We start from the raw sequence: 20750 nt of genomic DNA, 5'->3' as shown, positions 1-20750 counted from the left end.
TACCGCCAATGCACCTTTTGCCGGACAAACCGAGAACGCGATCAGCCGGCCGCGGCGAGGATGTCGTCCTCGAGGGGGCGACCACAAGAGCTGTTCAGCAGGGTGGATTGAGCGTACAGCCTTTGGGTGGCGCGGTTTCTCGGTGTGCGATGACTCAGACAACCTGCTGTAAAGTCGACCAAATTCGCTTAGCGGGTCGCCATGAACAGCTCTTGTCGTAACCCCAGAGGGTCTTCGGATGACGGGAATGGCGACGGTTTGGACGGCGTCGCTCTACTCATCTGCCAGCAGCTTGCCGGTGAAGTTGCCCTGCCAGAGGCTGGAGTGCCGCCGATAGCCGCGGGCGGTGCGGGCGTCCTTCCAGCGGCCGTGCTGCATCGCCGCCTCGAGCGGCACGCCCTTGCGGTCGGCGGCGGTCATCATGCCGGCGCGCAGGCTGTGGGCGGAGAACTCCGCGGATCCGAGCCCGGTGCCGGCGATCACCCGCTTGACCAGGCGGGCGACGGTCTTGGCGTCGATCGTCTGCAACCGCCCATCCAACCCTTGGGTCAGATGGCCGCCGCGGTCGATCCGACAGAACAGCGGCCCGGGCCCGTCGCCCCGGGCGGCGAGCCAGGCCGCGACCGCGGTCACGGCGCAGAGCGGCGATGCCGGCACGGCCTGGACGCCGACCTCCTCGCCGCGGCGCTCCTGATCGGTCTTCGAGCCGGCGACGAACAGCACCAGGCCCTCGGCCGTGAAGCTGACATCCCGCAGGTCGAAGCTCGCGAGCTCGGAGCGGCGGAAGCCGCCGGCGAAGCCGGTCAGCAGCAGCGCCCGGTCGCGCAGGCGCCGCTTCCGGTCGGGTGCTGTCTCCGGATCGAGCAGGAGCATCACCGCCCGCAGGTTTTCCTCGAGGAGCGCCGACTTCTTCTCCGGCCGGACACCCTTGGTTCGGCGCAGGCCGGCGAGGAAGGCCTGGAACTGGGCGTCGTCGAAATGCAGCGGATGGCCGAGCCGGCGCCGGACCTCCAGCACGGCCGCGCGGCGGAGCTCGATCGTGGAGAGCTTCCGGGTCTCGGACCGCGCGGTGAGGTGCATCGCCAGCCAGGAGGCGTCGGCGAGCTGCGGATCGAGGCCGAAGCCGAGGCACCATTCGCTCCACTGCCGCCAGGCCGAGCCATAGGCCTTGCGGGTGTTGGCCGAGAGCGAGGCCTCGACCAGCGCGTCCGCGCGCTCGGCCAGGCGGCGGATCTCGGCAATCTGCGCGTCGGTGAGCGCGGCGTCCGGCAGCACCTCGGCCGCCATTGTCTCGCGCGGATCGACCGCCGTGATGTCGTCTTGCATGGCCCCCTCCCCTCCCCTGCTCACGGGTGCGCCGGCGTCAGCGCCGTCGACCACAGAATCTCGACCGGGTGGAACCGGACGAGCGAGATCCGGTGCAGCACCGCCGGCCGCGGCCGCCAGGCGGCGATAGTGTTGCGGAGCGCCGTCGGCACGGTGGCCAGGCGCAGGTCCTCGCCGATGGTGACGTGCGGCACCCAGGCCTCCGGCAGGTAATGCGCCCAGCAGCGCGGGCCGGACGCCCAGGTCGCCTGGTGGTAGGCGCGGTGCAGGACCAGCAGCTCGGCCGAGACCACCGGCGCGGCGAACAGGACGGCGGGCGGCCCCGGGAACAGGCCCAAGCTCGCCAGCTGGATGGCGAGTGTAGGCTGCCGCTCGGCGAAGCGCTGCAGCGACACCGTGACCGCCGCCGGCACCAGACGATCGTAGACGGCGAGCGAGAGATGCGGCGCGACCCTGGCCCGCCGCGGCGTCATCGCGTCGGCATCGGCGCGCTCGACCGCGTCGATCAGCGCCGCCAGGGCGCTGCCGCTGGGTGGATCGAGATCGAGGCGGACGGCGAAGGGCACGGGTCACCGGGCGCGAACCGCGCGATCCGGGCTACTTGCCGTCATCCGGCGTTGCCATGGCGCACTGGTACGCCGCCCAGGCATCCGCCGCCCGGCCGGTGTCGCCGGCCCGGTGCATCCAGTATCGCCGGCGCGCCTCGTCGAGCCCGTTCCACCACTCGATGCCGGCCCGCTCGTCGGCGGTGGGTTCGCGATCCCCCGGTGTCGGCACGACGATCTCCCTGGCCGCGGCCGCAGGACAGCGCCCCCTGGCGCGCCGCGATGGCCGCACGGACGAGTCTAGCCGCCTCGCGTGCCCTGTGAAAGCCCCAACGCCCGATAAGCCCCCTTAACACCCAATAATTTCAATCTGTTATCCGGCCTTAACGGGGATCGTTTGCGGGAGAGGCCGGAGTTCTACCATCAGCGCGGTTGGGGTCGATATGCACCGGACCCAATGACCTTGCCGTAGTTTCGGGTCTCGGCAGGCGGGCGCTGTGGCGTATCAGGTGTCGGCTGGGTGACCAGCGCGCCGGCTTTGCCAAAGCGCGACTGCAAGCATCGCCATCACGAGGGCGTGAAACACCACCACTGGCCACAGCAAGAGGCCGATGAAAACGCCCCCTATTCCGAGCCATCCTAGGTAAACTGTAATGAGTGTGTTGTAGGCGAGCAGCGCAGCCAGCGCGCAAATTCCGCCGCGAGCTTGGCGACCAAGCCAGCAACCGAGCACCAGCGCGACGAGCGCAATACCTGCTACGCGCGCGGTCACAGCTCCAATTTCGGGGAGGTCGGCACCGAGAAGGAGCCTCGCGATCAAAGCGGGAACCGCCATCAAGGCAAGGCCGGTCGCCCCCTCAATCAGGACATCGAACGGCACCAGGATATCGCGCAGACTGCTCATCTCGTTCCGCGCAGGACGGCGATCGAGCCGCATTGTCGTGCATCCTCAATTGGGCAATCCCATGGTTGGCTCGACGATTCAGCAGCGGGCAGGGGCAGTCTGGGGCGAGTATGGCCCGCCCCAGGGGTGAATGATCCTAAGATCAGCCGTTCGTCCCAAGTTTGATCGTCAGTTTCCCGAGCTGCCCTGTGAGCGGGAACGGGGACAGGTAGTCCGCGTCGTCCACGCCGGTTCCGGTGTCGGAGCCGATGTCGAAGGTCTCGCTCGCCTCGAGCGCGAAAGGAAGAGTGTGAGGCAGCTGCCCGCGCGCCACTTCCACGCCGTCCACCTTGATCACCCCGGTGCCGCCTTTCCCGAAGCCCGGTCCATCGTAGGTGAAGACGAAGTCGACAATGTGCTTGCCCGCCGACAGAGCCTGCGGCGACTCGATCCGCGGCCGTGCGAGGTCAAGAAGACTATAGACGAAGATCGGCTTTCCCTTGAGGAGGTAAAATCCCCAGCCGGCGAAGCGGCCGCCCTGGGTGACGAGCATCCCCTCGCCGCCGCCGGCTGGGACCTCAATCTCCGCACTTAGGGAAAATGATTTGTTGAGAATGTTCGGCGCCGTTCCGAGCGGGGTTCCGACGAGTGGCCGTGTGTAGACGAACTCATTGCGGCCGGCCACGATGCTCGGCCGAGGGGCGACGAAACGGGTGAGGGCTGAAGCGTCGAGCGGCAAAACCTGATATTTCGACGCTTCGATCCAAAACAGGTCCTGGAGTTCGGCTAACTTGGTCGGATTGGCTGCGGCAACGTCGTTATTCTGGGTCCAGTCCTTGGTAAGGTCGTAGAGCTCCCACTTGGCGTCGTTGACCACGTCTTTCGGATCTGGCGCCGTGCCGTTCCATGGTGTCCGGAACGGCACCGTCGATGCCATCCAGCCGTCATGGTAGATGCCGCGCTCGCCGAACATCTCGAAATACTGGGTCCTGTGCTTCGACGGGGCGTCGGCGTTGGCCTTATCGAAGGTGTAGGCCAGACTCACGCCCTCGATCGGTGCCTGGTCGATGCCGTCGACCACATCGGGAGCCTGGATTCCGGCCACCTCAAGGATGGTCGGCACGATATCAATGACGTGATGGAACTGATTGCGAATGCCGCCAGCGTCGATGATGTGGGAGGGCCACGAGATCACCATGCCATTCCGCGTGCCGCCGAGATAGCCGGCGACCTGCTTGGTCCACTTGTAGGGCGTGCTCATCGCCCAGGCCCAACCGACGGCATAGTGAGGGTAAGTCTCGGACGAGCCCCAGACGTCGTAGAAGGGCATCTGGTCTGCAACCGGCACCTCGACGCCGTTGAAGAAGGTCATTTCGTTGGGCGTACCCTCAGGCGACCCCTCGGCGCTGGCGCCGTTGTCGCCACTGATGTAGATGATCAGCGTGTTATCGAGCTTGCCCATGTCCTCGATGGCCTGGACCACGCGGCCGATCTCATAGTCGTTGTAGGCGAGGTAGGCCGCATAGACCTCCATCTGGCGCTCAAAGAGCTTCTTTTCCTCAGCGGTGAGTTCGTCCCAGTTCTTCAGAAGATCGTGCGGCCACGGCGTGAGCTGCGCATCCTGGGGGATCACGCCCAGCCGCTTCTGGTTGGCGAAGATCTCGTCACGGAGGGCATTCCAGCCCATGCTGAACTTACCCTTGAACTTGTCGATCCACTCCTGGGTCGGATGGTGCGGGGCGTGGGTGGCGCCCGGAGCGTAGTAGAGGAAGAAAGGTTTTTTCGGATCGAGGGCATTGATCCGCCCGAGGTAGTCGATGGCGTCGTCCGCCATGTCGGTGATCAGATTGTAGCCGGGGTTGTTCAGATACGGGTAGATGCGGGTCGAGTTGCGGTAGAGATCGGGCTGCCACTGATTGGTTTCGCCGCTGTTGAACCCGTAAAAATATTCAAAACCCATGCCATTCGGCCACTGGTCGAAGGGGCCGGCCTGGCTGGTTACAAAGGCTGGCGTGTTGTGATTCTTGCCGAACCAGGACGTGGCATAGCCGTTGGCTTTCAAGATCGCGCCGATGGTGGTCTTGTCCTTGGTAATGACGCTGTTATACCCCGGATACCCGGTGGATGCTTCACTGATGACGCCGAAGCCCACCGAATGGTGGTTCCTTCCCGTGATCAGTGCCGCCCGGGTCGGCGAGCAGAGCGACGTGGTGTGGAACTGCGTGTAACGCAGGCCGGAATTGGCGATGCGGTCGAGGTTCGGCGTCGGGATGACCCCGCCAAAAGTGCTCGGCGCGCCGAAGCCCTCATCGTCGATGAGGACCAGGAGAATGTTGGGCGCCCCTTTCGGAGGGACGACTTGCGGCTGCCAGTAGGGCGTGGAACTTGGGGCATCGAGATTGACCGTACCGCCGAACTTGCCCGGCCCGTTCGGGATGCGCAATGGATTGATCGGCGCCGTCGCGCTTGGCGAACCCGACACGGCGTTGACTTCCTGAGCTCCCGCCGAAGTGAATGCCAGGATCATCAGACTTAATATTGAAAGAAGCAGCCCGCCGGTCTTCATTATCGAGTCCTTCCCAATTCAGGCGTTGGCTAGGGCGCTGTTGCTGCAAGGATGCGATCTGGATTGCGACTTCCCGCCGCCGTTTCTAATAACAGGGCGGGTAGGGGTAATAGCCACACGCTGGGCGGTAGTATGGAGCGTAGTATGGGTGGTAGTATGGCGCGGCCGCAGCTCCGCCGTACCAGGCGGCTCGGTACGCGCTACGGCGCGCGACACCGGCGACCGACAGCGGCGTGAACGGCAGGCCGATGATGTCGATGAAGACCGAGGCGGGCCCATCGGCGCCAGCGAGGTCGCCCTCGAGGACCTCGACGGTAAACGCCAGCGTGTCGCCGTCGAGCTTCGGATCCTTCAGCACGACGACGACATCGCTCACGCCCGAGGCGTCGCTGCTCAGCACCGACACGGTGGCGTTCGGCGGGTCCTTGGCAAAGGTCCCGCTCCCCGGCGTCCACTCCCGCATGAGGTGCGCGGTGAGCGCGTGCCCAGCAGAGCGCACCGGGCGGTCGGCGAACACGATCGAGTTCGGCGACACGCCGGTCAGCGTTAGAGTCGTCCCGGCGAGGCTGGCGCCGCGCGCATTGATCACGATCAGCGACGGCACCGTTTCCTTCGTGGCTGGTGCGCCGATCGTCTTCTGGGCGGGATCGGACATCGCATCCTGCGCCGGCGCCAGCCCTGGTGCGCAGAGCAAACCGACCGCAATTGCGACGACGTAGGCGGTCGAGAATCTCCTGGCCCGCCTGCCCTCGGCTAGAGGTAGAATCTGCATGGTATTGCCTCCCTGGGCTCGTTCTGGCGATTCGCCGGATGGGCCTTGCCGCCGAAAGGCGTTATGGCGAATTCAAAACCGGTAACGCGGGGACACGCGGCCCTGCCTCCCTCGAGCGGGGCGATCGGCGGCAGACGTTCGCGCCGATCCGGCCGTTCGACTGCGTCCTGTGGATGGCGGAGCTTGCTTCCCAAGAGAGCGGCCTTCGCGGATCCGACCATTATCGGAAACCGGGACCGCGCAAGCCGACGCCGACGCCGTGAAAGCCGACGCCGACGCCCACACCAATCCAGTCGATGAACAGCGTGGTCGCGCCGCCGCCGTCGGGAAGGTCGCCGTCAATGAGCTTGTAGTTGTAGATGAGATCGGAGCCGTCGATCTTCGGGCCGGAGGTCTCGACGACAGCAAGCGAGTTATCCGGTTGCCCTGGCTCATAGACGGACAGCGTGGCGTTCGGTGGGTCGGCACCGAAATTGTCCTCGCCGGCCTTTTCTGTCCATTCATCGAGATAGTCGGCCATTTTGAGATGCCCGGCGAGACGGACCGGCCGATCGGAAAAGTAGACCGTCTGCTGACCAACTTTCACAAGGCGGAGGGTATTCGCCGCGGCATCCACTTTGAGATCATCGGCAATCTGGACAAACATGAGCATTGGTTCTGGTTCGTCGGCATTCGCATCCGCCGCGGCGGTGAGTGGCAGTCCTGGACCGGCGATGGCTGCGACGGCCACCACGGAGAGCAACGCCCGCCGGGAATGGCTGACGCGCCTTTGGTCGTTGTTCGGGTTCATGGCATCGGTCCTCGTAATGCGTCCTGCTCAGTTCCGTTGTTCAGCCAGTCTTTCGATCGCTTCGATAAGCTCGTTTGGTGATGCCGTCGCTTTTACGTGTGCTCAGCGGCTCTGACCGTGCGGCCGCGGTCAGAACCGGATGGTGACTCCGAGGATCGGGCCGTAGAGCGCCAGGTCGTCGAGGGGCGCATGGCCGCCGAAGTCATAGCCGAGATAGCGGTATCCGATGGCGCCCGAGACTGAGTTGTTGAAGCTGTATTCGACGGCGCCGAGCACCTGCCAGGTCAGGTCGGAGTTGCCGGCGCCGATGTCGGCGTAGCCGAGCAGTGAGAAGCCGTCGCCGAGTTCGACGCCGGCACGGACACCGACGATGCCATCGACGATCGTGGAACTGCTGTCGGAACTGCGCGAGCGGCCGAACGGGCCCTGTCCCCTCAGATCGCTGTCGACCGACAGCGACACGATGCGGGCGCCGACCAGGAGGTCGACGCCGAGCTTGGACTCGTCCACCACCCGGGCGGTGGCGCCGACCGTGGCCAGGAGCGCTTGCATGTCGACCTGGTACTTGGTCCGGAACGGGCCGGACAGGGTGCCGTCGACACCAACTGACACGTAGTCGAGATCGAACAGCAGCCCGATCCGGTTGTAACGGACCGTTCCGGCAATCATGGCGGCGAATTGGAGATCACCGAGGATGTCCGAAAAGCTCTTGTCGACCGAGAGCGATGGGATGCGGCGGTTCGCTCGCGTGCTGCCGCTGACCGAGGGCAGCCAAGCATAGGGCGTGATCCGGACGAACCACGGCCCTGCCGTTTCGCTTGCTATCGCCGCGGCGTCTTGGGCCTTGGCCGCAGTCCCGAAGGCCGCGCACCATAGCATTCCAGTGCACACGCCGACGGCAAGTGCTCGTCGGGTGGCTTCGGCAAGGTGCGTCGCCACCTCTGCTTTCCTCGCTGTTGTCGTCCCATCGTTGTCCCGGCAAGGCAGGCTCCGCCCTACCTCGTGTTGCGGCTGTCATCGACCCATGACGATGCCGACCGCGTCGCCACCGAGACTCAGCATCAGCCCGGTCCGTTCGGCGACCAGGTGCATGATCACGCCGTCATGATTCTGCAACCAGAGATCACCCCCACTTGTCGTGCCGATGGCAAAGCCGTACCGGCCCTGGGCATAGGTCCCTGGGAACTGCCTGACGCTCTGCAGATTGTAGACCTCTCCGCGGGCCTCGACCGTCGACAGGCCGATGCCGCCGACCCCGACCCCGCCGACTCTGAACGGGTAGCTCTGACCGCGGAAATACACGGTGCCCCCGCCGGTACTGCCGCTGCCGATATAGGCGGCCTGGATCTCATGCATCTCCACCATGCCATCCGGCGCCTGGCCCTGGACTGTCGAGGCGACGCCCTCTGGCTCCCGGCTGGAGCACGCCACGAGCATCAGCGCTGCGGCCGCCAGGCACCCGCCGAATTGTCTCGTCCACCGAGGGTGGGAAGTGACTTGTCGCAATGCCAAATTCATCACTGCCATTGCTCCATGCGAAAATGAGCCCGGAAGCTGAATCAGGACAGGGTCGGCATTCGTTCAGCACCTGCGATGACCAGACCGAGCCGCGCTATCGCATTCAACCGAAATGGTGCCGGTGGCGACAGCGCTTGGACAGGTATCTACGGGTATTTTTACTGTAGCAGTGACTTAGATTCCCGCCTGAGGAACGGCGAGCCCGGCCTTGCGCAGCCCCTCCACCACCGCGCGGATGATCTCCGGTGCCACGTTCCGAGCCTGCAGGTCGGTCACGACCTGGTCGCCATAGTCAGGACTGAGCTTCAGCAGAAGGTCGACCTCCACTGCTGCCTCGTCCGTCCGCCCGAGTTGGGCATAGGCGATCGCATGGGCCACATGCGTGAACCGATTGTCCCGCTGGTCGATCTTCAAAGCCTCGGTCAACGCGTCCTCGAATCGCCCGGCAATGTAGTGCGCCAGAAAGAAGCCGAGGCGATAGATCGAGGGTTGGCCAGGGTTGCGGGCGAAGGCCTCGGTCAACAGCGGCAGGCCGTCGGCGAATTGTCCTCTCAGGCACAGTCGGCCGCCGAGATCGGCCAGGAGCTCCGCGTTGTTCGGGTTGCGCTCCAGGCCGGCACGGGCGGCCGCGAAGCTCTGCTCGACATCGTGCCTCAGCCAGAACACGAGGTGCTGCGCCTGGTAGCCAAGCGGCGCATCGGGCGCCAGGATGACGGCGCGCTGTGCCAGCGCCAGCGCGCGTTCCAGCGGATCGAAGGCCACAGGGGCCGGCTGTATGCCGAAACGCACCGGATCGGCATAGACCAGGGCCAGCGCGGCTGAGGCATCGGCGTAGTCTGGGTCATCGACGACCGTCCGTTCCAGGCAGTCTCGCACGGACGGGTACAGGGCGCTCTCCGTTCGGCGCCAGTAGGCATAGAATTGCAGGACGCACTCGTAGGAGCTGAACTGCACCGGTGCCTTGCCGGTCAATCCGGTGATCTTATCCTCGTAGATGGCCCCATAGGGCTGCGCCACGCTGTCGACGACACGCCGCGCGATGTCCGCCTGGGTGTCCACGATCCGGGCGGGAATGACTGGGCTCTCATAGGATTGTGACCAGAGATGGCGTCCCGTCTTGGCGTCGATCAGCGCAACCAGCAGCCGGATGCGGTCCGGCGTCGTGCTGATGCTCCCCGACAGCACGTAATCGGCCGACACCTTCCGTGCCAGGGCATCCGCGCTGTTTCCCGGACCGAGCTGGAAACTGGTGTCAGTGCCGAATACAAAGAGATTCCTGTCGCGGCTTAGCGCAGCAATGATTTCACGGGTCAGACCCGGCCCGAGATGGAGCCGGGTGGCTTCGGAATCGCCTTCCTCGAGCTGCGCCACCACCACCGCCGGGCCTTGCCGCCTGGTCGTTTCGGTCTGCGCATCGGGAGGCCAGGGGAGAACCCCCAGGCGCCAGATGGCGACCATCCCGACGATCACGACCAGGACCAAGGCCATGATGCCGTGCCACGGCAACCATCGGGGCAACCGGCTGATCCGGCTCCGCGTGGATGGGGGCTCGGGTGGAACAGCCGCGGGATCATCGACCGGATCCGGCAGATCCGCCGCCTCCCTGGCGGTGAAGGTCGGGACATAGCCGCCCTTCGGGATGGTGACGCTCACCGCGTCATCCTGGCCGCTGGTGAGATAGTAGTGGTCCAGCGCACGGCGCAGCCGGCTGGCCTCGATCCGAACGATCGGATCGATCTGTGGATCGAAGCTGGCATCGCGATCGAAGACCGCCATGGCGACACTATAGCCCTTGATGCGGCCGGCCTGCCCGGCGAGCGACTCCTCGACGACGTGCCGGAGAAAGCGCCGATTCCGCTCGGAAGCGTCGAAATCCTTGCTGGCCAGAATGTGTTCGAGCGCCTCGCGGATTGCCTCGGCCGGCGGCCCCGGTGACGTCGCGTCCGACATCACGGTGCCTCCCGAAAGGCGGCGGCCATGGCGCCAGGGCAGGCCGCGGCCGCGAGCTGGCAATTCGGGAATCGCAATCTCTTCAGAGGTTCGGTTTCGTCGCTCCGCCCGGCCTCGTTGAGCCGACTCTCAATTGCCGCGCCGGAGCGTCGATGGGTCGACTCATCCATGATGTGGTCGCCTCCCTGCGGCGCCATTTCGAATTGTACGGTAAATTACTCGCCCTCGCCCGGTTTTTGCTTGATCCTGATCAAGCCAGCAGATGTTCGGCTCGGCAACGAGCGACCGCCGGCTCCTGCAGCGCCGTTTGGGAGGGCTGCCGATCCAATGAAGAAGGCCATCGAGCGGTTCCCGCACCTGGCGCATCAGATCGGTCGCCTAGCCGACCAGAGTGAGACCTTCCGCTCGCTGTGCGAAGACTACCAATTGGCTGTGGAGGCCCTGGACACCCTCGTCATCAGACGACCGCACGACGACAAGGTGATCGGGGAATACCGCGCACTTGTGGGGGAGCTGGAGGCGGATATCGAGGCTGCCCTGAAAAACGGGTGACGACGCCGGAGATCGTCGGACCGGAAGGTCGCCCATCGGACGGCTGAAAGGGGGTAAGTTGCCCCCACGTTACCCGTACGCAACTTCGCCACGCTGCCAGCATGCGGCAGCCTGAGGCGTCGAGCTTCGATCCTCGCCCCCACCGAAAAAATGCAAGGGAGGTTCACATGACCGTATCGGCACGCCCCCATGCGTGGGCAGTGAGCGGATGCGCCGCCTGTCTGCTCCTCTTCGCCGCAGGTGGAGCATCCCCCGTCGCTGCCCAGGAAGGCGCCGGCGCGAACGTATTGACGACGGTGACCGCGACGGTGCAGTCGATCGACCTCGATACGCGGATGGTCACGCTCAAGGAGAGCGACGGTCGCACCTCGACCATCCATGTCGGCCCGCAGGCCGTCAACCTTCCGCAGGTCAAGCCCGGGGACCGCGTCAGTGTCAGCCGCTACGAGGCCGTGGCCATCGACGTCACCAAGGCGGCTGCAGGTTCGGTGGCGATGGTGACCCAGACGACCGAGGCGGGACGGGCGGAGCCGGGGGAACTCCCCGCCGGCGAGGCCTCGGTGCTGACCAAGGTCACGGCCCAAGTCGTCGGCATTAACGTCGCCGAGCACAAGGTCATGTTCATCGGGCCCGCGGGCGTGGTCCGCACGGTCATCATTAAGAGGCCGCAAGTCCAGCAACTGCTGAACCAGCTGCAGGTGGGCGACATGGTGGAGATCTCTTTCGCCGAGTCCGAGGCCGTCTCGGTGATGCCGGCAATATAACGAGCACGGAGGTGGGGCCCGGCCGGGTTCGGGCGACCGATCCCAGGCCCCGGGCTCCACCGATTGGCCTCGGAAACACGTGTTGACCCACCGTTCTGAGCCAGATGGGCAGATCGGAGGATGCCGATGCCCCGGAGCCTCAGCCTGACCGCAGCGTCGCGCCGCGAGGATGATGCCTCGCCTGGCCGCGTGATGGAGTGCCACGAATGCGGCTTGCGGCATGTGGTGCCGCGGCTGGCGGACGGGACGACAGCCCGGTGTGTGCGCTGCGGCGCGACCCTGCACCGGTTCCGCGCCAGCTCGCTCGACCATGCCTTCGCCTACGCCTGCGCCGGGCTGGTGTTCTTCCTGATGGCGAACTTCCTGCCCTTCATCTCGCTGGAGATCTCCGGACGGGTGCAGGCGGCCAGCCTGGTCACCGGCATCTTCGCCCTCTACGGTCAGGGGCTGTGGGAGCTGGCGGCGGTGGTCTCCCTCACCATGTTCGTCGCCCCGGCGCTCCGACTCGGCACCTTGTTCCTGGTGCTGGGCGGCCTGCGCCTGACGCGGCCGCCGCGCTGGCTGCCGCAGCTCTACCGCTGGGCCATGCTGCTCAGCCCCTGGGCGATGATCGAAGTCTACATGCTGGGCGTCTTCGTCGCCTATGTGAAGCTGATCGACCTCGCCACCGTCGTGGTCGGCCCGGGCCTCTATTCGGTGGGTGCCCTGATGCTGGCGATCATCGCCGCCGGCACCGCGCTCGACACCGAGACAGTGTGGCGGGTGTTCGAGCGGCGCGGCCTGATTCCACCGCCGCCGCCAGTCGATCCGCAGCGCCCGGCCTGTCTCTGCCACGCCTGCGGCCTGGTCTCCAACTTGCCGGCCGGCGGACATGGCGGCTGCCCGCGCTGCGGCGCCACGCTGCACCGCCGCCGGCCAGAGAGCCTGACCCGGACCTGGGCGCTGGTGGTGACCGCGATCATCCTCTACATCCCGGCCAACCTCTTCCCGGTGATGACCGTGATCTCGCTGGGCAGCGGCGCGCCGGACACGATCATGAGCGGCGTGATCGAGCTGGCCGATTCCGGTATGTGGCCCTTGGCGGCGCTGGTGTTCTTCGCCTCGATCACCGTGCCGGTGCTGAAGCTGACCGGACTGATCTACCTCCTGATCACCACCCAGCGCGGCAAGACGGGGCGGCTGCGCAACCGCACCGTGATCTACCGCATCGTCGAGGCGGTCGGCCGCTGGTCGATGATCGACATCTTCATGATCTCGATCCTGGTGGCGCTGGTCCAGCTCGGCGAGCTGGCGACGATCGAGCCCGGCATCGGCGCGGTGTCCTTCGCCGCCGTCGTGATCATCACCATGATCGCCGCCATGACGTTCGATCCGCGGCTGATGTGGGACGCGGCAGGAGAGAACCATGACTGATGTCCACACACTTCGCGACACGGCGGCACCGGTGCCGCCAGCGCCGCTTGCGCCGCGGATCGACCGCAAGCGCCGATTTTCGCCGATCTGGCTGATCCCGATCGTGGCGGCGCTGGTGGGGGTCTACCTCGCCTGGGTCACCCAGTCCGAGAAGGGGCCCACCATCACCATCACCTTCGAGACCGCGGATGGGCTGGAGGCCGGCAAGACCCTGATCAAGCACAAGGAGGTGGTGTTCGGCACGGTCACGAGCCTGGCCCTGACCGAGGACCTCAGCCACGTCGTCGTGACCGCCGAGATGACCAATGAGGCGGCGCCGCATCTGCGCCAGGGCACCCGGTTCTGGGTGGTCCGGCCGCGGCTCTCCGCCACCGGCGGCCTGTCCGGCCTGAGCACCCTCATCTCGGGCGCGTATATCGAGCTCGACCCAGGCCCGGGCGACAGCGCGCGCCACTTCACCGGCCTCGAAGACCCGCCGGTGGTGCGGGCCGACATGGCGGGCACGGCATATATCCTGAAGGCGGACCGGATCGGCTCGGTCGGCCCCGGCTCGCCGGTCTTCTTCCGCGACGTCCAGGTCGGCGAAGTCATGGGCTTCGACTCCTCGGACCTCGAGGTCGGCGTCACCATCCACGCCTTCGTCCGTGCGCCCTACGACCGCTATGTCCATGACGGCACGCGGTTCTGGAACGCCTCGGGCATCTCCATCGGCACCGGCCCCGAAGGCTTCAAGGTCCAGCTGGAATCGCTGGCGGCGGTGCTGGCCGGCGGTATCGCCTTCGACACCCCGGCCACGGCCCGCATTGGCGAGCCGAGCAAGGCAGGCACCGCCTTCACCCTCTACCCGGACGCCACCGGCAGCGAGGAAGCCGCCTACACGATCCGCCTGCCCTACCTGGTGCATTTCCACGGCTCGGTGCGCGGGCTCGCACCGGACGCGCCCGTGGAGTGGCGCGGCATCAAGGTCGGCCGCGTCGTCGATCTCAAGCTGGAATACGATGTCGCGGCCGACACGCTGCGGATCCCGGTGGTGATCGAGTTGGAGCCGCAGCGCGTCGCGCTGGTCGGCGAGAAGCAGGGCTTCGGCACGGGCGAGTTCATGCCCGAGTTGGTTCGCCGAGGCCTGCGGGCCCAGTTGAAGACCGCCAGCCTCCTGACCGGCGAGTTGATGGTCTCGCTCGACTTCTTCCCGGACGCGCCGCCAGAGACGATGGGCACGGGCGAGCGCTACCCGGTGATCCCGAGCGTCCCGGACGAGTTCGCGGCCGCGATGCAGTCGGTCAGCGGCATCCTCGAGAAAGTCTCCGCCCTGCCGCTCGACAAGGTGGTGCAGCAGGTCGATGCGACGCTCAAATCCTTCGAGACGCTGGCCGCCTCGCCGGACATCACCGCATCGCTGCGATCGCTCGCCGAGGCCCTGACAGCCACGCGGGACCTCGTGTCGCAGGCCAACACCGATCTCGGACCCATTATGGACAAGCTGCCCCCGCTCCTGACCACGGCGCAGCAGGCCACGCAGCGGCTGAGCGGGACATTGGCCTCGGTCAACAGCGGCTATGGCAATGACTCGACGTTCAGGCGGGACCTGGTGAGGCTGATGAGCCAGGTCGACGACACGCTGCGCTCCGTCCGCGTCCTGACCGACTATCTGGAACAGCACCCCGAATCCCTCATCCGGGGCAAGGCGGGAGGGGGATGATCGATGCCGATGTCCTGCACGCGGCGCGGCCTTCTCGGCTTGGTCATCGCCGCGTCGCTGTCCGCCTGCGCCTCACCCGCGCCCAAGGTCTACACCCTGGTGACGGTGCCCGGGACGGCCGTCGGCGGCCGGCCGGTGACGGCGTCGGTGGCAGCGGTCGACATCGCCGAATATCTCGACCGGCCGCAGATCGTCACCCGCTCGGGCACCGTCGAGCTCGGGGTCGCCGAGTTCGAACGCTGGGGCGAGCCGCTGGGGAACATGGTGCAGCGGGTGCTGGCGGAGGATCTGACCCGGCGCTTCCCGGCGGGCTCGGTGGTCACCACCAGCCGGACCCTGTCGGGCGACGAGGCCGTGACCGTCGAGCTGGCCGTGGCCCGTTTCGATTCCGATGCTGACGGCACCATCATTCTCGCGGCGCAGTGGCGCCTGCAGCGCAAGGCCGGCGGCCGGGCGAAGATCGAAACCGCCCGCATCACCCGCCGCCCGGCGGATGAGACCAAGGCGGCCGAGGTGCAGGCGATGAGCGACACCCTGGGCGAACTCGCCGACCGCATCGCCGGCGGGCTATCGGCTGCGCCCAAGCGGCGCTGACGTCGCTGCGGACGATGTCGTTGCCCGCGAACGGCAGCATACGGAAGAACAACGGCATGAGCTGCGGTATCCGATCCCGTCTTCCAGGTGTCGTTCTCATCCTGCTCCCCCTGGTCGTCGGACAGGCAGATGCCCAGACGAATCCGCCGCCACCGGCTGGGATGACCCAGCAGCAATATGACGAGTTGGTGAGGTCGGTCGGCCAGTCTGTTGTCCAGACCCTCACCGAAAAGGGACTGGTGACACAGCCCTCGGCGTCTCCCGTGGTGGCCAAGCCAATCGAGGTCGATGAAGAGGCATTGGTGGCCCGGCAGGTCGTAAAAACCCTGAGCGAAGTTCCGACGGTCCTTGGCGGGTACTCCGAAGTTTCGACCGAACTGGTGCAGCTATGGGATCGGTTGGACCGGACGGCATCGGGGGGGCGCGGCCCATGGGCCTATCTAGGCCTGCTCGCCATCACGGCGGCCGCAGCGCCTCTCGCCGAAGCCGGCATCCGCCGCCTCACCCTCGCCAAACGCAATGTCATGGCCCAGCAGTTCGCCACAACCGGCGGGCTGTGGCGCGTGGCGGCACTGGCGCTCCTGGACGGGTTTGCGGTTGTCGCGGTCTGGCTGGTGGTCCACCTGGCGCTCGGCGCCGTGTTCGCGAAGGCTGGCTTACAGACCCAGTTCGCGGCGATTGTCCTCAAGAGCCTCGTGACCTGGCGGACGTTCATGCTCCTCTTCCGATTGTATCTGCGGCCTGACCTGGCCGCGGTGCGGATCGCGCCGGTGACCGATGAGAGCGCCTATCGCCTCCTTCGACTGTTCGAACTTGCCGTTCTGGTGGCGATCCTCGCGGGGTCCTGGGTCCGCGTTCTGGTGTCGCCGGCCGCCGTTTCTGCCGCGATCCTCACCAATAGCGTGGCCGTGCTCGCCATTTTCATATTCGTCGTCTTTCGGGCGCGGAGCGATGTCTGCAGCTGGTTCCTCGGGCTCATCGACGAAGATGCGCGCAAGAGTGGCATCAAGGTGGCGCTCGCCCGGCACTGGCATTGGATCGCTCTGCCGATCTTGATCTTCCTCGGGCTCGCGCGCGCCTATGACGCGGTGTCCGATCTCTTCGAAGTTCCCGACGGCGCGATTCTCACGCTCAATATCATCATCGGGCTGCTGCTCGCCGAGACGCTGTCATCCTTCATCGTCAGGCGTCATCGTGCTTCCGCCCTCGCCCGATCCGGAGGTCCGGAGTCCGGCAGATTGTTGCCCTTCCTTGTCCGGGCGGTTCGCGCCACGATCTGGGTCGTGGCTGCCGCGGTGCTGGTTCGGACCTGGGCCGTGGATGTGTTGAGCCTCGTCGACGAGCAGGGCTGGAGCGAGATCAGCCGCGCCTGGACCACGACTGTCGTCACCGCCCTGCTGGCCTACTTTGCCTGGGAGGCCGTCCATTTTGCGACCGAGCGGCGCAGCGAACGACCGAAGCCAGGGGCGTCCGGACAGGAGGCCGAGGCGGGACAGGCGCCCGTCAACGCCACGCGTCTCGAGACCCTCGCACCCATCCTGCGCGTCGCGCTCGGCATCGTCATCGTCGTGACGGCGGCGCTGACGATACTGGCGAGCCTGGGCATCTGCATCACGCCTTTGATCGCCGGAGCATCGGTGTTCGGCCTGGCGATCTCGTTCGGCAGCCAGACCCTGGTCCACGACATTGTGTCCGGGCTCTTCTATCTGGCGGATGACGCGTTTCGCGTCGGCGAATACATCGACGGCGGCAAGGCGAAGGGCACGGTGGAGGGCTTCACCCTGCGCTCCATCCGCCTGCGGCACCAGAGCGGGCAGATCCATACAGTTCCATTCGGCCAGCTTGGGCAGATCACCAATTTCAGCCGCGACTGGTCGACGCTGAAAGTCAACCTGCGGCTCACCCGCGATACCGATCTCGACAAGCTGCGCAAGGTTACCAAGAAGGTCGGCCTGGCAATGCTCGAGGATCCCGAGTTGAAGGATGATTTTCTGGAGCCGCTCAAGCTGCAGGGGGTTGCCGATATCGCCGACACCGCCACCGTGATGCGGTTCAAGATCACGGTGCGGCCGATCCGGCCGGCCTACATCCAGCGTGAAGCAATGAAGCGCCTCATCGCGGCGTTTAAGGAGGCTGGAATCGAGTTCGCAGGTGCCGCAGTCGCCATTCCGCCGATCGGTGGGCCGTCAATGGGCATTGCGGCCGCGGCGGCGGCAAGCACGCCCGCAACGAGAGCCGGCTGAGGCGGCTGCCCGGCATTCTGCATCCCGAGTCAGACCGCCCGCGGGGAGAGTTCCATGACGCCTCACGTGATCGACGAAGCCAGCAGAGGGCGGTGGGCGAGGCTGCGCACCATCCTGATGCACGAGTTCCGCAAGCTGCTGCCGCCGACCATATTCTTCTTCCTCGGATTCAACCTGATTCTGTTCAGCAAACGGCTCTTGCTGGCCGACTATCTGATCCAGTTCAGCGGCTTCTTCCTGGCGACGACCGCGGCCCTTGTGGTCGGCAAGGTCGTGCTGATCGCCGACACCATGCCATTCCTGCGACGCTTCGATAAGGCCCCTCTGGCACAGCCCATCCTGTTCAAGACCGTGGTCTACTCGCTCCTGGTCTCCGCAGCGCGCCTCATCGAGGCGTTCATCCATTACCTGATCCAGGGCGGCAGCGTGGGTGGCGGCGGCTTCCTGGACGAGATCCTGGGCAACTTCAGCTGGGACCATTTCATCGTGACACAGATGTGGGTCTTCGTACTGTTTCTCATCTACGTCACGGCAAGCGAGATCAACGAGCTCATCGGCGACGGCGAGCTGTTCAAGATCCTGTTCACCCGACGCTCATCGGAGCTGAAGTTGACCCGGCGCGCGCGCATCCGGCTGCTGGCGCGGCTGTCCCGATTGGCCGACGCCCACTCGATCGATGTGCTGCGCGATCCCAACACGGCCCCGCATGCCGAACTGGTGGCGATCCTGCGCGGTCTAGGGCACAGGGGGCGCACAGAGTGAGTGGTTTGGCGCGGCGAACGCGGTGGTTCTGCGGTCCGGAGACCGCGACACAGCCTTCCCGTCATCCTCGTGCCAAGAGTGAGGATCTGGTTCGGTCCCAAGGCACCGGCTGGCCGCGAGAGCAACTGGGTGCAGGCGATGCCCAGGAAAGGTTGGAGCTTCCTCATTCGCCTCTACGCCCCGCTGCAGCCGTGGTTCGACACGTCACCCACGGTCCGGGAATCTGGCCGCTTCGCCGGTGGGCTGGATCGGCCGTCGCAACGGCAAATTACCCGTGGATACCTATCCAAGCACTGCCACCACAGGCACCCTCCAAGCTGAAAGCGAAGACCGTGGCTCGGCCATCGCAGGCGCCGATCGATGACGCGTCATGGTCAGGCTCGACCTGAACACCAGGTCCGATTCGACCCAACGCGTCGACGGATGTATTGCTGCCATGAACTTGGAACAGGTCACAATTGATCCCCTGCGGGCGATACGGTCCAGCGGATGCCGACTGACGGCATCAGTGTTGCTCTCAGGGTGTTCTCAATCGCCCGCTGGCCCGCCACTCGGCATGGACCCGAAGCGAGGCTGAGGCTTGGCCCGCCGATTCAACGGCGGACCGATAACTGGGAGGAGAGCCGAAATGGCGACGGTCCTTGCCGACGCCGCCCGACGAGTGCTCGCTGTCGGCCTCGTTGCCGACGCTCTGTGGTCCGCAGCGTCGGCGATCCCGGCGATGGCCCAGGACACCGCTGCGCCGCCCGCGAACACGACGGCAGGGCCATGGTTTGCCCGAATTACGCCCTATGCCTGGCTGCCATCGGTCAGCGGCAGCACCCGGGCGACCCGCCGCCCCACCCAACACGGTCGATCGGCCAGAGCTTCTCGGACATCCCCAGCGATCTCGATTTCGCCGCCATGATCGCCGGCACGGACTACGACGAGCGGATCGGGCTGCTCGCGGATCATGGCGTCCAAGCGGAATCGAGCTGGTGAAGTGACGAGCCAATCTACAACCGAAAGAACAGAACAATGCAAACCACCATTCTGAACACAGTGGCCACGCCACCATCGCGGTGGGGAATCGCCGCGATGCATCTGGCGGCAGCGGCAGTTGCCGTAATGGTCGGGTTGGGCGCAACCTCAGGAGCGACAGCCGATGAGGCAGACGCCAAGGGCCTGTTCAAGGCAATGTCCGATTACCTGGCGGCTCAGAAGGCCATATCGTTCGGTTACGATACCAACTTCGAGGTCGTCACCAAAGATCAGCAGAAACTCGCGCTGGCGAGCTCCGGTACGATCTTTCTCAACCGGCCCGACAAGATCCGCGTCACGCGCTCCGCCGGGTTCGCGGATGTCGAGATGATCTTTGACGGGAAAACGCTGACGCTGCTCGGCAAGAATGTGAATCGCTTCACCCAACTCGCTGTGCCCGGCACAATCGACAATCTGGTCGACGAGCTGCGGGACAAATACGACAAGCCTCTTCCCGGTGCAGACCTGCTCCTGTCGAACGTCTACGATGCGCTGATGCCTGATGTCGTCGACGTGAAGGACCTCGGGAGCGGGGTGATCGGCGGCGTTGAATGCGATCACCTCGCCTTTCGGACCAAGGACGTCGATTGGCAGATCTGGATCGCACAGGGGGATCATCCCTATCCGTGCCGATATGTCATCACCTCCAAGCTCGTCCCCGGTGCACCGCAATACAGTGCCCAAATCCGGGACTGGAAGACCGGAGCCGAGGTCGCATCGGAAGATTTTAGCTTCAAGAATTCAACGAACGCTAAAATGGTGGACCTGAAGGAACTCCCTGACATCGGTGATCTGCCGCAGCATTTTGCCATAGGAGGCGTCCAATGACCGCGTTGAGGCTGTTTAGCATCGTTCTAGTGACTGGGATCGTCGGATTTGGAGGGCTCGACCTCGGAGAGCGGCTTTCGATCCCTGGCGTGCACGGCATGGTTTCGACGGCCGAGGCCAGGGTCGGACGTCCGTTGACACCGGTGAGCGTTGCCGGGGTGGGCCGGCGCACGGTTCGGCGCTGTGCGGTGGGCGTGTACAACTGTTAACGACGGCAGCCTCATCGCGAGAAGCAGCTAGTTGTCGACTGCGAAGGACGGGTTGCCGCCACCGATCTGGCTGTGGCCGCAGGATACTCCACTCTGCTCTGGCGATATGGAAGGAGCGCGGCCATGCGGTTTCACGTCGAGTTGATCAAGCCCTCCCACTACGACGATGACGGCTATGTCATCCAATGGTGGAAGGCATCGGTCCCATCCAACTCCCTCGCCAGCCTCTATGCGATCGTCCTGGACGCGGCCGAGCGATGTGTCCTCGGCCCGAATGTGAGGGTGACACTCTCGGCCGCCGATGAGTGCAACACAG

21 protein-coding genes are annotated in these 20750 nt (G+C 65.5%); 11 read left to right on the top strand and 10 right to left on the bottom strand.

Annotated elements, in window-relative coordinates:
* Positions 1 to 273 precede the first annotated feature (273 nt).
* The 10 genes from FFK22_RS36200 to FFK22_RS36155 all read right to left on the bottom strand — a co-directional run bounded on the left by FFK22_RS36200 (position 274) and on the right by FFK22_RS36155 (position 10350).
* A complete protein-coding gene (locus FFK22_RS36200) occupies positions 274 to 1326 on the bottom strand; it encodes a tyrosine-type recombinase/integrase (protein ID WP_138892716.1) in 1053 nt (350 codons plus the stop codon).
* A 20-nt stretch (positions 1327 to 1346) separates the two neighbouring features.
* The gene (locus tag FFK22_RS36195) at positions 1347 to 1892 is read right to left on the bottom strand and encodes a 2'-5' RNA ligase family protein (RefSeq protein ID WP_138892715.1); all 546 of its coding nucleotides are present in this window, start codon (positions 1890 to 1892) and stop codon (positions 1347 to 1349) included.
* Between the two features lie 31 nt (positions 1893 to 1923).
* Positions 1924 to 2103, bottom strand: coding sequence for a hypothetical protein (locus FFK22_RS36190; protein ID WP_138892714.1), 180 nt, complete (start codon positions 2101 to 2103; stop codon positions 1924 to 1926).
* Between the two features lie 273 nt (positions 2104 to 2376).
* Positions 2377 to 2808, bottom strand: a complete 432-nt coding sequence (locus FFK22_RS36185) for a hypothetical protein (protein WP_221939115.1) — start codon at positions 2806 to 2808, stop codon at positions 2377 to 2379.
* A gap of 109 nt (positions 2809 to 2917) precedes the next feature.
* Complete coding sequence (locus FFK22_RS36180; protein ID WP_138892713.1) at positions 2918 to 5320, bottom strand: arylsulfatase; 2403 nt, start codon at positions 5318 to 5320, stop codon at positions 2918 to 2920.
* Between the two features lie 85 nt (positions 5321 to 5405).
* Positions 5406 to 6092 (bottom strand): hypothetical protein, encoded by a 687-nt coding sequence (locus FFK22_RS36175; protein ID WP_221939114.1) that lies wholly within the window; start codon positions 6090 to 6092, stop codon positions 5406 to 5408.
* A 220-nt stretch (positions 6093 to 6312) separates the two neighbouring features.
* Entirely contained in the window at positions 6313 to 6882 is a 570-nt protein-coding gene (locus FFK22_RS36170; RefSeq protein WP_221939113.1) for a hypothetical protein, read from the bottom strand.
* Between the two features lie 129 nt (positions 6883 to 7011).
* Positions 7012 to 7821: a hypothetical protein gene (locus tag FFK22_RS36165; RefSeq protein ID WP_138892712.1), complete on the bottom strand. Its 810-nt coding sequence runs from the start codon at positions 7819 to 7821 to the stop codon at positions 7012 to 7014.
* 75 nt (positions 7822 to 7896) lie between these two features.
* Positions 7897 to 8319, bottom strand: coding sequence for a hypothetical protein (locus FFK22_RS36160; RefSeq protein WP_138892711.1), 423 nt, complete (start codon positions 8317 to 8319; stop codon positions 7897 to 7899).
* 255 nt (positions 8320 to 8574) lie between these two features.
* Positions 8575 to 10350, bottom strand: a complete 1776-nt coding sequence (locus tag FFK22_RS36155; protein WP_138892710.1) for a hypothetical protein — start codon at positions 10348 to 10350, stop codon at positions 8575 to 8577.
* Between the two features lie 240 nt (positions 10351 to 10590).
* Between FFK22_RS36155 and FFK22_RS36150 the strand changes: the two genes are divergently transcribed.
* From FFK22_RS36150 to FFK22_RS44085, 11 genes are all read left to right on the top strand, one after another.
* Entirely contained in the window at positions 10591 to 10902 is a 312-nt protein-coding gene (locus FFK22_RS36150) for a hypothetical protein (RefSeq protein WP_221939112.1), read from the top strand.
* 167 nt (positions 10903 to 11069) lie between these two features.
* Positions 11070 to 11666: a hypothetical protein gene (locus FFK22_RS36145; protein ID WP_138892708.1), complete on the top strand. Its 597-nt coding sequence runs from the start codon at positions 11070 to 11072 to the stop codon at positions 11664 to 11666.
* Between the two features lie 120 nt (positions 11667 to 11786).
* A complete protein-coding gene (locus FFK22_RS36140; RefSeq protein WP_373683771.1) occupies positions 11787 to 13079 on the top strand; it encodes a paraquat-inducible protein A in 1293 nt (430 codons plus the stop codon).
* Positions 13072 to 14778: an intermembrane transport protein PqiB gene (locus tag FFK22_RS36135; protein ID WP_138892706.1), complete on the top strand. Its 1707-nt coding sequence runs from the start codon at positions 13072 to 13074 to the stop codon at positions 14776 to 14778. Before FFK22_RS36140 ends, FFK22_RS36135 begins: the two co-directional genes overlap by 8 nt.
* 3 nt (positions 14779 to 14781) lie before the next feature.
* Entirely contained in the window at positions 14782 to 15372 is a 591-nt protein-coding gene (locus FFK22_RS36130; protein WP_138892705.1) for a membrane integrity-associated transporter subunit PqiC, read from the top strand.
* A 20-nt stretch (positions 15373 to 15392) separates the two neighbouring features.
* Entirely contained in the window at positions 15393 to 17615 is a 2223-nt protein-coding gene (locus tag FFK22_RS36125; RefSeq protein WP_186002851.1) for a mechanosensitive ion channel family protein, read from the top strand.
* 54 nt (positions 17616 to 17669) lie between these two features.
* Positions 17670 to 18377 (top strand): hypothetical protein, encoded by a 708-nt coding sequence (locus FFK22_RS36120; protein ID WP_138892703.1) that lies wholly within the window; start codon positions 17670 to 17672, stop codon positions 18375 to 18377.
* Entirely contained in the window at positions 18378 to 18698 is a 321-nt protein-coding gene (locus FFK22_RS44900; RefSeq protein WP_373683770.1) for a DUF1214 domain-containing protein, read from the top strand.
* Between the two features lie 447 nt (positions 18699 to 19145).
* A complete protein-coding gene (locus FFK22_RS36110) occupies positions 19146 to 19358 on the top strand; it encodes a hypothetical protein (RefSeq protein ID WP_138892702.1) in 213 nt (70 codons plus the stop codon).
* A 36-nt stretch (positions 19359 to 19394) separates the two neighbouring features.
* On the top strand, positions 19395 to 20225 hold the full coding sequence (locus FFK22_RS36105) for a DUF2092 domain-containing protein (RefSeq protein WP_221939111.1): 831 nt from the start codon (positions 19395 to 19397) through the stop codon (positions 20223 to 20225).
* A gap of 332 nt (positions 20226 to 20557) precedes the next feature.
* Positions 20558 to 20750, top strand: a 193-nt coding sequence (locus FFK22_RS44085; RefSeq protein WP_221939110.1) for a hypothetical protein, incomplete at its 3' end; no start/stop codon positions are given.

It is taken from the genome of Mycobacterium sp. KBS0706, assembly GCF_005938675.2.
Classification (GTDB): Bacteria; Pseudomonadota; Alphaproteobacteria; order DSM-16000; family Inquilinaceae; genus Inquilinus.
This window is presented reverse-complemented; position numbering and strand designations above follow the sequence as displayed.